The sequence below is a fragment of the Paenibacillus sp. J22P218 genome (genome assembly GCF_056269195.1).
Map to the genome: position 1 here is coordinate 267,116 of NZ_JBWDNL010000003.1, position 13,115 is coordinate 280,230.

Genomic DNA, 13,115 nt, shown 5'->3' on the forward strand with positions numbered 1-13,115 from the left:
TAAAACGCTTACATTTCGAAACGATTTAAATCTCCTACATCAACGTCTCTCCTTCCTTTGCTTCGCTTTTTAGTTTATGCGTGTCTGAGCATCCTCTCGTCTGATTGCAGGTTCATGGAGTTATACCTTAATCATAGTTTTCGGCGCGTTTAAAACAATGGAATAATTTCCACAAATAGTCGAAAAAAACACGCAGCGGGAGTCTTTTCCCCGCTGCGTTAGCTTCTGCTATTCGTATTTTGGCATCGGCACGATACTATAATCCTCTAATCGCATCCCGTCAAGAGATAATGTGCAAATATGCAAAAAAACGTGCGACTCCCCCTATTTTCTTCGAAATCGGAATGAATGCCCGCGTAGGAGGAGCAGTATCGCTTTTTCCAATTCATTCGAATTCACGTAAAATTTTGTTCAGGCAGACAAGGAGATAGGCGTTGCACGCAAAGGAAATAACGCAAAGAAAATGAGGGAGGTAAAATATGAATAAACGGATTCAAGCGGCAAGCGAAATAAAGCGAGGGCCGATGTTAACCGCGCTGCTCGTCGGTGCATTTGTTGCGTTTCTTAACGAAAATTTGCTTGTCAATGCATTTCCAGTATTAATGCGGGAATATGGCGTTGCGGTTTCGACCATACAGTGGCTATCGACCGGTTATATGCTCGTGATCGGCGTACTCGTGCCGGTGACCGCATTGCTGCAGCAATGGTTTACGACTCGCCAAATGTTTCTGTCCGCGATGGGGTTATTTTTAGCCGGCACCTGCCTGTGCGCGGTATCTCCCGGCTTCGAGATCTTGCTTATGGGCAGGGTTGTTCAGGCTGGCGGAACGGGATTATTGATCCCGTTAATGATGAATACGATTCTTGCCCTCTATCCTCCGGAACGCCGGGGTGCGGCCATGGGGCTCATGGGCTTGGTCATAATGGTCGCCCCCGTCGTCGGACCGGCTTTGTCGGGACTGGTCATTGACACCCTGCACTGGCGCTGGCTATTCTATATGGTCATTCCCGTCGTATTGTTTTCGATCCTTTATGCGCTCAAGTACTTGAAGAATGTGACAGAACTGACCCGGCCGAGAGTCGACCTATTATCCATAGTCATGTCAACCATCGGTTTCGGCAGCGTCATCTACGGCTTCAGCCGTACCCATGTCTGGACTGAGCCCGAAGGTTACGGCTTAATTGCCGCAGGCAGCCTCTTCTTGCTCTTCTTTGTATGGCGCCAGCTGAGGCTCCAAGAGCCTTTGATCGATCTTTCCGTATTCCGTCAATCGACTTTTTCGATCGTTGCGGTATTGGTGGTCGTCCTGATGATGATCTTATTCGCCACCACGACGTTGCTGCCGATCTATATACAGGATGTGATGCAGTTGACTGCATTCGCGACAGGCATGCTCTTAATGCCGGGCTCGATTTTAAACGCAATCATGATGCCGGTGACGGGAAAATTATTCGATAAATTCGGGCCGAGATTCGTCATCATGCCCGGAATGCTCATGATCGTCATATCGCTATGGTTATTTGCCGGCATGGACAGCGATACGGCGCAAGGCTCCGTTCTTTTCAATCATATCCTCTTATTCCTGGGCATATCGTTCATCGTCATGCCGGCTCAGACAACAGGCCTGAATCAGCTTCCGCCTCATCTGGTTTCCCACGGCACAGCCATATACAACACGCTCCAACAGATTGCCGGAGGGATCGGCATTGCCTTGTTCGTCGGCATCATGTCGTCTAGAGCCAAGCGTTATCTTCACCAAACGCTCGACCCTACAGCTATGCATGAGAAGACACAAAGCATGGTAGCCGGTTTGCAGACCGTTTTTTGGATTGCATTTATTCTCGCCATACTTGTTTTGATGCTAGGTTGGTTTATCAAAAAGTCGCCTACTCAAAATGAGAACGATTCATTAGAAGCACAAAATGAATCTTAAGTTTAAAGCCCTGCTTAGAACAAATACCTACTACGAAGAGGACCTCAGCCACGAGGTCCTCCTTCATTCGAGCTCTATCCTTGTTTGAGTGGATATCGTCCAATCAAATAGCCCGTTGCAGACGAATTCGTACCTTTGATTGGAAAACATACAGCCTAATTCGCCCAATTTGCTCATTTCTACTAAAAGTGTCTCGTTTGCCTGTATGAAATCCATTCAAACCGCTTAATTGATGCCATTTGGCCCATTAGCCTGTATAGAATCCATTCTGAATGCTTATCGGAAGGAAATTCAATCCCCTGCCAGAAAGACATCGCCGAATGCGTTAATATCCTTTGCCGTTCCTATTCCGCTATTGTATTCCAGCCATCCCCTTCGCCCCGCACCGTCATTGTCGTTGACAAGCAATGATAATTTCATTTTCAATCCTGGCTTTATCATTGCGATGTCTTGGGTTAATTCACTCATGGGGATGGCCATTTCATAGAACGTATGTTGATTCTTGCGGACGATGGCATAATCAAGCTTTATTGAATCGTCGGCTCTAAAACCCCTCGGAGCTATCCAACGCCATTTGGACAGCTGTCCCTTGTCGGTCAGCGCGACGCCTAATTCGTGATACTCGAGAGGAAGGCTGCCATCCTCATTCGCCAAACCGATCGCCAATTGAAGGCTGTCACCACTCCAGATCCCGAACCCCTCTGCTTCTTGGGTATGTTTATCGTCAGTAACGTCAAGCGCTAGGTACACATGGTCGGCATCCCAAGTCATATAACCGATCGCGCTTAAATCTTCAATCCCTTTCCAATCGGCGATCATTACCTTATTAACATCGAATTGCGTCTGACCTTTCCACTCCTCCAGATTTCCATCGATATGGATCGGCTTTTCGGACTTCTGAAGGACAAGCGCATGAAATAGATCTTCCGTCTTCTGAAGCAAAGCGCCCGCTTGGTTGTATGCATGGATGACCCGCTTCCCTCTTGCCAGCTCCGGGATATGGAAGGATTCACTTTTCCCCGGCTCTAACTGGTCCACGTTCGTCGTGAATTTCCCTGGAGACGATTGCTCCGTTTCGTAATCCACCTGAATAGTCCCGCTGAACTTGTTATTGGATCGGTTGGTGATTTGCATTCGGGTTTTTATTTTATGGTCCGTGGCATCAAAATACGTTTCAAAGCTCTCTTCCAAAGGGTCAACGACATGGACATTGATCGCAAAGCTTTGAACAGCTTCCCCGTTTTGATCCAGAGTGATGAAGATCGAACGATTGCCGCGATCCAAACCTGCAGGGATGTGCACCTGAAGAGACTCATCGCTATCGGCATTATCCTGCGACCATCCCTCCGGCAGGGCAACGCTAATCTGTCTTTCTGCCGAATGACCGATACTCGAATCAGGCAACTTAATGTCGAATGAATCCCCCGACACGGCCTCGACCCCCGTGCTCGCCGGAAGCCATCCGCTCTCGGAATTACGCATGACATTCCACAGGAAATGCAAGGTCGTCTCGATAACCTCGTCTATATACTTTTCGTTCTTATAGTCATGTCCCACACCCTCCATGGTGAACAGATCATGATATATTCCTTGTCTCTCCAACGTATCCTTCAAGACTACACTTTGTTGGTAGGGTATCAATTGATCAATCGTTCCATGGATCATCAAAATCGGAGGCAATTGTTCATCCACGCTATTTTCCAGCTTACCACCGTATATATCCACAATGGCAAATATGGAATGAACGATTGACGGATCGCGTTTCAAGTATTCATTGACAACATTCATCGATAAATAACCCCCGGCGGAATCCCCGCCTATAGCCAGTTGTTCTGCGTCCATTCTATAGGCCTCCGCGTTATGGCTAATCCAGCCGATCACATCGGATATATCCTCGTAAGCGTCCGACAAGGTGCGTTGAAAATGGACAAACGGGTCCTTTTTCAAGCGGTAATCCATGGACACCACGACGTACCCACGCTTGGCGAGCTCATTGGAAATGGTAGCCGCATCGGACTTGCTTCCTTCCTTATATCCTCCTCCATGAATAAAGATAAATACCGGTCTTCGGTTATTGTTATCGTTGATCGGCTCATACACATCCAACTTCAACGGCTCTTCGGTTTCTGATTCATTCACCTTGCTCGCATAGACAATATCGTTGTGTACATTTACGTCGTAATTGGTAGCCAAATACCGCGCTTCGCTCTGCTCGCTGCTTAAGGCAGCTTTAATGGGCATTTCTTTGCTCCCCTGTCGGTTAATCAGCAGCCCCATAACTACAACAATTATGAAAATCGGAAGAACGTACACGAGCCCACGCCTCATAGGTAAACCTCCCAAAAATATCCTTTAATATTAATTATTTTATAATACCGATTTGTCCCCAAACATGGCTTTTCCTCGGGTTATCGTGTGTATTATTACTCATTCCTTGCCAACTGCTCTGAAGACAAAAAAACATCGCCAAAGTGTATAGTCACATGGCGATGTTTTTTATATTGCTATGCATCTTTCCGTTCCCCTTCATTCACGATGGTATCCGCGTCACCGAGATCATATTCTTCTCTTGCCTTCCTTACTGCGGAGTAGTGATTGGAAGACCACTCTACTAAATTTTTCATATATGGAATCAATGTCTCTCCAAGTGGGGTTAGGGTATACTCAACTATCGGTGGTACCGATGGCATCACTTTCCGGCTGACCAAGCCATCCCGCTCCAGTCGCCTCAACGTTTGCGTCAGCATTTTCTGCGAAATGCCTTCGATACGCCTCATTATCTCGCCATATCTGATGGTACCGTTCTCCAAAGAGTAGATAACCAATGCGGTCCATTTATTTGAAATAATCTCCAACACATGGGTATAGCTGCAATCTTCCAATGAGATATCCCGCGACTTCATATGCCTCGCCTCCTTACGCACCTTAAGGTTCGCAACCGACTTTAAAGTGCCGTCTAGCTACATCTTAGTGTGTGGATTATTGTATGTCTATACCGAAGATAAGGAGAGATGCTCAATGAAAACGTACGTCCTTCAAGGCGGCTTCGGACTCGATCACGTCGCCGAAGTCGATCGCCCCATCCCAGCTCCAGGCCGAGGTGAAGTCCTCATTCGAATGAAAGCCCTATCGCTGAACGCGCGCGATATCGGAGTCATAGACGGCTTCTACAATCCCGAACTAAAAGAGCCCCTCATTCCGGTGTCCGATGGAGTAGGCGAGATCGTTGCCTTAGGAGAAAATGCCGGCAAGTTCCTTATGGGAGAACGAGTGAGCGCGATCTTTACTCAAAGCTGGAAGTTAGGCGAGGCTACGCAGGAGAATTGGGTTACGACTTTAGGCAGCCCCCTCCAGGGGCTGCTCGCGGAATATGTCGTGTTGCCTGAAGAAGGGTTAGTTCGCGTCCCCCAGCATTTGAGCGATGTCGAAGCAGCGTCTCTGCCTTGCGCCGGGGTCACGGCCTGGCATGCGATCGTGGAAGAAGGCAAAGTCAAAGCAGGAGATACGGTTGTCGTCCAAGGCACCGGCGGCGTCTCCCTGTTCGCCCTTCAGTTCGCTAAGCTCCAAGGCGCCAAAGTTATCGTAACGTCTAGCAGCAATGAGAAGCTTGCACGAGCCAAAAGCTTAGGCGCCGATTACGGCATTAATTATAAGGAAACGGCTGAATGGGACAAAGCCATACTGGAGTATACGCAAGGAAAAGGGGCTGATCATATCGTGGATCTCGGAGGCGGGGCAACGCTTAATCGTTCTATCTCCGCCTTAAAAGTAGGCGGCCAAATCAGTATCGTCGGCATTCTGTCTGGAACCAGCGTCGAAGGTTTAGCCATCGTCCCGGCCATTCTCCGAAGAGCCAAACTTCAAGCCATAAACGTAGGCAGCCGGGCCATGTTCGAGAACATGAACGTTGCGATCGAACACCATCGGCTTCACCCTGTCATCGACTCGGAATATCCGTTCTCGCAGGCCGTTAAGGCCCTCGCCCACCTCGCGGAAGGCTCGTATTTTGGCAAGATTGTCATTCGATATTAAACCACGGCTGGTTAGCGAATCGAATACACCGCCAAAGAGTTCTGAACTTTATGGCGGTGTATTCATCATTTATATACTGTTTTATCTTGGCTTAATCGCCATCACTCTTAATCGTTTATAATCCGCGTACCATGATCCATCATGAAACAATTCGTTCCGGGCTTTAGCAGCTATTTTCGCACAAGCGGCTTGACGCTCTGCTTCGGAAAGCGCCGTGAAGAAATTGTCGGCGAAGCCACTCAACCAATGATGTAGGCCTTCCTCATTGTCCTTGATCTTGGTCGGTCGATCGAAGTGCGCTGCATAGGTGACCCGGAAGCCCTGCTGTTCCAACAATGTGCTGTATTCGGCTGTGCTTGGGAAATACCAGGGATTCAGCTTGCCCGCATCAATGCCGAAGTCCTCTTGCAGCACTTCGCCAATGGCCTGAACGATCGTTTCCACATTTCCTTTCCCTCCCAACTCTGCAACGAATCTGCCGCCAGGATTTAAACTATTCCATACACCTGACAGTACCGACTGCGGGTTTTTCATCCAATGCAGAGCTGCGTTGGAAAAGACGGCATCGAACACCGAATCTACAGTGAAATGTTCGCCATCGCCGACAAAAAATTGGACTTGGGGATATTTGCGCTGCGCCTGCCCGATCATTGCCTCCGATAAATCCATCCCTGTAACCTGTGCGCCGGCTTGACTTATTTCATTCGCTAAATCTCCGGTTCCGCAGCCCAAATCAAAAATATGTTCATCCTTGATTGGATTCAAAAGCCGAACAACGTCCCTGCCCAATTCCGATACAAATCCAAGCTTGCTGTCATAATGATCGGATTGCCAAACTTGATTAATACTCATGGAATCATCTCCCGACATTTGTGTTAGGGATAGTATGGCACAGTCCATTTTATAAGTTAAATATATAAAATCTATATTAGTTATAGTTACAGCCTATCATCAAATTGGACCTGAATTGAAACCCTTACTTCTTTTCCCCGCTAGGCTGGCTTACGAGGATTTAAATACAAAAGAGCCGCCGAAGTAACTTCGACGGCAATGACGTTGCTGCCTATAGAATGCCTGTCAACTAGTTGTTATTCGCAGTATCCCGATTCATGACTACCTCATAGCGCCTCGTCGAAATGCCATCCGGCGCCACTACATCTACTATGAAGGTGGATTGCCCGTAGCTTAGCTGAATTGCGCCGGATGCCTTTCCGCTCGCGACAGGCACGCCGTTCACCTTTATAGTCGAGCCTGCGACAGCCGCCGTTGGCGTTACCGTGATGCTGCTGACCGCAGAGTCCACAATAACAGGCGGATAGGAGAGTCGATTAGGCGCGAATCCCAGATACCCGCTCGATAATGTTAACGAGCTCAGTCGGGCATTGCTCTGTTCCGCGGTAGCGCGGGTAATGTTCAGTTGATACGTTTTTGTCGTTACTCCGTCCGGAGCGGTTACCTTCAGCGCAATGGCATTGCTCCCCTCGGCCAGATCCAGAAGCGCCGATGGATTGCCGCTCAACGTTGTCGCGCCATTGATCGATAGCGTGGCATAGTTGTCCGCTGTTGCCGCCGTGACCCTAATCTTGCTGACGCCGTTCGGAACGATCGTTGTGTAATTCGTTGCGCTCGGGTTGAATGCCGGAAGCGTCCCGCTGTCCAAGCTTAGCTCGGAAAGGTTGGCGTTAGTAGCGGCGTTTCTCGTGATATTGAAAGTGTATGCCTTGGCTGTTCCGTTAGCGGCAGTGACTTTTACCGCAATGACGTTCAGCCCGTATTTCAAGCTAATCGGAGCAGAGGCCGTTCCGCTCGCAACGCTCGTGCCGTTCACCGTAACCTTCGAGCCGGTCTCAGCGACCGTCGGCGTAATCGTAATGGTGGATACATTGGAACTGACACCGGCCGCATAGGTCAACGTCCCGGGAGCAAGGACAGGACTGACCGCTCCGTTCGAAAGCTTTAATCCCGACAAGAGGGCATTGCTCCCCGCAGTCGCCCGCGTAATCTTAAGAACGTATTTCTTGGTCGTCGTACGGTTGTATGCCGTAACTGTCAGCGTGACCACATTCTCTCCAGCGTTCAAACGAATGGCCCCGGATGACGAGCCGTTCGCCACGACCGTGTCGCCCACCTTAACGTTCGCGCGAGGGTCGGATAAGGAAGGCGTGACGACCATGCTGCTCACCCCGCTCGCAACGTTGACAGAATAGCCAGTCGTTGCTGGCGCGAATACCGAACTGAGAGTGCCGCTGTCGAGATGAATTCCCAGCAGATCGGCATTGCTGTCTGCGGGTGCTTGCCGCGTGACAGACACCGTGTAGATCCTAATCGTCTTGCCATTCGGTGCGGTGGACAAGATACTTATCTTATTGACCCCAACGTTTAAAGGAATATCGCTTGAAGCCGTTCCGCTTGCGACGGCCACATCATTGACTTTCACCGTCCCGCCTGCCACCGTTACGTACGGTACTACCTTTATGCTGCTGCTTGTATTGGGCACACTCGCCGTGTAGTTGATCGCATTAGGAGAAAACGTCTGATTCAATGTGGCATTCGATAATTGCAATTGGGACAAGTTGGGATTGCCGGCATCAGCAGCAGCCCGGAACACTTTGACGATATAGCTCTTCACGGTGCCGTCTTGCGCAGTTACGACGATCGGAATCTGCGTAAGGCCTATGCCTAGCGCGACCGCTTGCGACGGCGCTGCGTTCTTCACAGTCACAGCGGACGTCACGTCCATGACGGCAGGAGTCAGGGTGATGCTGCTAACATCATTCGGCAGATTAACCTCATACGAGGTCGTGCCAGGCTCGAATGCCGGGCTCAGCTTGCCGCTCGACACGCTTAACCCGCTTAGATCGGCGTTGCCGTACATGCGAATCGCTCCGCCATGGCTCGCCAAGATAAATTGACCTTTGCCGTAGGCGACAGAATAGTCGAATGAGCCTTCCGGTCCGACGCTGTTCCAAACGACCCCGTCGCGAGATGCTTGAGCCGGTTCGCTGGCGCTTACTGCCATATAGGTGCCGTTGCCGTAGGCGACGGCTGCGTAATTCTGATTGACTTTAATCGTCGACCAGGTCTTCCCGTCGATCGACGTGATTACGGCCCCGCCAACCGCGACAAAGTTACCGTTGCCGTAAGTTACTCCTTTAAGAAAGTAAATATTCGTAAACGCTTTGGCGCTCCATGTGATGCCGTCATCGTTAGAAATGACGACTTCTGCCCGCCCCGTCGCCGTTCCGACGGCGACGAACGCCCCATTTCCGTAGGTCACGCTATAAAGATCAGCGGTCGAATTGGACACGACCTGAGTCCAAGTCAAACCGTCCGTCGAATACTGAATCGAGCCTTTTTCGCCGACGGCAACGAACTTGCCGTTGGAGAACGTAATTCCCCTCATTTTTTTCGTATGCCCCGCCGAAGCCAGTGCCCAGTTCACGCCATCTTTGGAGGTAACAATCGTGCCAACCTCCCCGACGGCTACGAATGTGCCGTTGCCGTAAGCGACGCTCAGCAATTGCGCGGAGGTTAAATCCTTATAAGGATTGCGGGCTACCCAACGTCCACCGTTAACGGACGATAGGATGGCACCGTAGGTTCCGACCGCCACGTATGCATTGTTGCCGTAAGCGACGCTTTGAATCATGCCGCCTCCTGTCGACGAACGAACGCTCCAATTCAAGCCGTCGGCGGAGGTTGCGACTAATCCGCTCATTCCGACTGCGACATAAATGCCGTTGCCGTAAGCCACGGCATATATCACACCTGTCGCATCGGGAATTTTGGAAGCGGTCCATGTGATGCCGTCGGCGGAAGTATTGAATGCTCCATACGTTCCTCCCGTCGCAATATATTGACCGTTGGCATAGCCGAGATTCATGATTGTCCCTGCGCCGCTTGCGTTCTGTTGCGTCCAGCTAATGCCGTCACTGGATATCGCCGACTTGCCGGAACCGATAGTAATGAACTTGCCGTTGCCATAGGCAACATCCGTTAATCGACTAGGCTCTTTGAGATTGCGGTTCGTCCATGTTGCACCGTCGGGGGATGTGTATACTTTCCCGTTATTCCCGACCGCTACAAACAGGCCATTCCCGAAAGCAACATCAAGCAATGACACAGCTGCGCCGGACAAGCCGACGTTCCACATTTTGCCGTTTGTTGAAGTCAGAATGAGCAGCTGCTCATACCGGTTGCCCCCAACCGCTACGAACAGGCCATTGCCGTAAGCGACGCTTTCCAAGAAAAGTGTCGTACCCGAGACGGCACTGGTCCACTTTTCTCCGTCAGAGGATGTAACAATCGTACCGCCGGTTCCTACCGCTACGTAGGCGCCGTTGCCGTAGGCAACGCTGTTCAAATGCTCTGACACTCCAGAAGGGCTGTTTCTCCAGCTCTCGCCGTCCTTCGAGTTCATAATTAATCCGCCGGTTCCTACCGCCACAAACGCGCCATTCACAAAGGCAACATCGTTTATTTCGCTATTAGTAGGCAACTGAGTCTGAAGCTCCCAAGGCTCAGCTGCTGCTGCCGTCACGGCAGTCGGGATGAGGCCAAGCAGCAAGGTTAAAGCAATAATAAAGGACAAAACACGGTTGGACATGAGTTCTCTCACTCACCTTTATCATAATAGTTGCAACTCATCATGTTGCTGGAATTAATTGTTTATCTCATCCTCCCTATTTTACATACAAGATGATCGGATGCCTAGCTACCCGGCGGGTAGGTTAGCGACACTACCCTCTTCGTTTTTGGAACTCATTTCTAAATGAAAGCAACTCAGTTTCTCTTCACCGCTGAGGTAGCGGTGAGCTTCAAAACTTTGCGATATCTGCATAAGCGTATGGACGGGCGTAGAAAATGCGGCTCCGGTATTGAGGGCAGCATTTGGGATAGCATGAGTAGGAGACTTCGTGGCGGTGTATCTTCATTTATAGACGGTTAAGCCTTCCCACTTATAGGATTTTTATCGACTGATGTCGAATGTAGTCATAAGCATATGGAATTCAAACATTTAAGGAGCTTACTTATGAGTCTTCACGACGATGTGATGTTCTGGAACCAAGCGAACGTGAAAATACACGATATACGCCGAATACGAATCGAGGAGGACGCCGGCAGATACGAGTATCGGTTGCCTGCGGGCAGCTATCTCTATTTTACGCAGGGAAGCGCCTTGGTTTGGCTCAATGATCGGGCTTACAGGGTAAGCGGCAACGATCTTCTGCATGGCTGCAAAGGTATGCGTCTGTGCATCGAGGCGCCGGTGCCATTGGAGTTTTTCATCATTTTATATCGTGCCGTTGCACCGCCGGAGCGTCGTGAAGCCTTGCTTAATGGCGATCCGTCTTTGCAAGCCTACGCCTTCACTCCGTTGTATCCTGCCGAACTGAGGGAATCAGCGGAGCAGATGTTCAAAGCTTGGCAGGCATTCGCCGAGATCGAACGATTGCATGCCAAGTCGTTGTTCTATCATTTCGTTTTCCAGTTGCATTGGCAGATGCAGCGTCAGGTTATCGTTCCATTGAGGCCGAGCCTGCTCGATCAAGCCTTACGCTATATGAATGATCATTACGGCAAACCGATTACCGTAGAATCCGTCGCAAAAGCGGTAAACTGCAGCACCCGCTATTTGAATAAGCTGTTTAACAGCAAGCTTCAAGAGAGTCCTGTACGCGTGTTGACCCGAATCCGGCTGGAAAATGCCATGCGATTGCTGACCCTCACGGATCTGACCCTACATGAAATCGCCGAAAGCACCAGCTACTCGGACGCGCGTGCGTTAAGCCGAATGTTCAAGAACGAGCTGGGCGTGACCCCCTTGTCGTACAGGCGCAACAGCATGGAAAAAGCCGATAGGGTTCCGAAATCGTCACCGAACAGTTCCGATGAAGTCGTTCTCGGTTTATTTTCTGAGTGCTATAATGAGAATGGTTATCACAATCATTTGAAATATAATCGAGAGGGAGTCATACAGATGTTCAGACGTTCCAAACCCAGCATAGCTGCCGTCTTGTTCGTTGCATTCACGGTCCTGCTTGGCGGATGCGGTAATTCAGGCGATGCGGGTAATTCATCACAAGCAGCAACCGCCGATCCTTCGCCTTCGGCCTCGGTCACGCCGACCCCGAGCGCAACCGCGCAAGAAAGCGAGGCAAGCGTTAAGTCGTATACCGATAAATTCGGCACGCGCGATATCCCCGTTAATCCGCAAAGAATCTATTCTATCGGAGCCACATCGCCGCTATTGGCGGTAGGCGTCCATCCGGTCGGAGCTCCGAAGTACGAAGTCGAGCCGGATTATTATTTAAGCCATTATGAGAATCCCATTACGATCGTAGGCGACTATCCGCCGGATTACGAAGCGATCATCTCCCTAGATCCGGATCTCATTATCGCTTCCGACTACATAGATAGCGAAGTATACGGGAACCTTGCGAAGATCGCACCCACGGCAACCTTCCAATGGGCAGGCCAGGACATCTATGATCAGCTTACTCAAGTGGCGGGGATTGTGGGCAAAGCCGATGAGGCCGAGGCGTGGATCGAGCAACATAAAGAGCGGGCGAGCGCGGCGAAGGAGAAGGCTTCCCAGCTTGTCGGAGCCGATGAGACGACAGCGATTCTCTGGATATCCAAAGACTCCTTCCAAGTCGTCGGCAATCGCAATGTAGGCCATGTGCTCTATAGCTTGCTCGGAATGAAGCCAACGCCTAACATTCAATCCTTGATCGACGAGAACAAGGGCGAGTTGGTATTCACGGATCACCTGTCAATGGAAGTGCTTCCGGAATACGATGCGGATCGTCTGGTGGTCATGGTATCGGACGTAGATGCGGGTGCGGACGACAACTTTAAGAAGATGCAGGAATCAGGATTGTGGAAGAGCCTTAAGGCCGTCAAAAACAACAAAGTGTATGAAGTGCCGTACGACAAGTGGTGGTCGTATACCGTGTTTTCCGCGGATGGCCTACTGGAGGATGCGGTTCGTTTATTCCAGCCGTAAGGGTCGTCTTACTAATAGCTTTCGGAGGGGCAGACAGCAGTCTGCCTTTTCTTGTTGTTCTTTGCAAATATCTAGTACTATTATTATAATAACCTCACCTATAAAAGGCTGGCTTCAGCAGCTCGCGGAAGGAAGACAAC

Annotated in this window: 7 protein-coding genes; 3 read left to right on the forward strand and 4 right to left on the reverse strand. The window is 50.2% G+C overall.

From position 1 onward, the window contains the following. Positions 1 to 479: 479 nt before the first annotated feature. Positions 480 to 1,934, forward strand: coding sequence for an MDR family MFS transporter (locus AC0YN0_RS15885; protein WP_475822121.1), 1,455 nt, complete (start codon positions 480 to 482; stop codon positions 1,932 to 1,934). Between the two features lie 291 nt (positions 1,935 to 2,225). On the opposite strand, the gene AC0YN0_RS15890 is transcribed toward AC0YN0_RS15885, so the two are convergent. After that, on the reverse strand, positions 2,226 to 4,262 hold the full coding sequence (locus AC0YN0_RS15890; RefSeq protein ID WP_475822122.1) for a prolyl oligopeptidase family serine peptidase: 2,037 nt from the start codon (positions 4,260 to 4,262) through the stop codon (positions 2,226 to 2,228). Positions 4,263 to 4,438: 176 nt separating this feature from the next. Beyond that, positions 4,439 to 4,837, reverse strand: a complete 399-nt coding sequence (locus tag AC0YN0_RS15895; RefSeq protein ID WP_475822123.1) for a winged helix-turn-helix transcriptional regulator — start codon at positions 4,835 to 4,837, stop codon at positions 4,439 to 4,441. Between the two features lie 115 nt (positions 4,838 to 4,952). On the opposite strand from AC0YN0_RS15895, the gene AC0YN0_RS15900 reads away from it, so the two are divergent. After that, positions 4,953 to 5,966 (forward strand): zinc-dependent alcohol dehydrogenase family protein, encoded by a 1,014-nt coding sequence (locus AC0YN0_RS15900; RefSeq protein ID WP_475822124.1) that lies wholly within the window; start codon positions 4,953 to 4,955, stop codon positions 5,964 to 5,966. A gap of 81 nt (positions 5,967 to 6,047) precedes the next feature. Here the strand turns inward: AC0YN0_RS15900 and AC0YN0_RS15905 are convergent, their stop codons facing one another. Together AC0YN0_RS15905 and AC0YN0_RS15910 are read right to left on the reverse strand one after the other, a co-directional pair. Next, positions 6,048 to 6,818: a class I SAM-dependent methyltransferase gene (locus AC0YN0_RS15905; protein WP_475822125.1), complete on the reverse strand. Its 771-nt coding sequence runs from the start codon at positions 6,816 to 6,818 to the stop codon at positions 6,048 to 6,050. Positions 6,819 to 7,047: 229 nt separating this feature from the next. Continuing rightward, a complete protein-coding gene (locus AC0YN0_RS15910) occupies positions 7,048 to 10,572 on the reverse strand; it encodes a cadherin-like beta sandwich domain-containing protein (protein ID WP_475822126.1) in 3,525 nt (1,174 codons plus the stop codon). Between the two features lie 426 nt (positions 10,573 to 10,998). On the opposite strand from AC0YN0_RS15910, the gene AC0YN0_RS15915 reads away from it, so the two are divergent. Continuing rightward, positions 10,999 to 12,975 carry an AraC family transcriptional regulator gene (locus AC0YN0_RS15915; protein ID WP_475822127.1) on the forward strand — a complete coding sequence of 659 codons (1,977 nt, stop codon included), beginning with the start codon at positions 10,999 to 11,001 and terminating at the stop codon, positions 12,973 to 12,975. Positions 12,976 to 13,115: the final 140 nt, after the last annotated feature.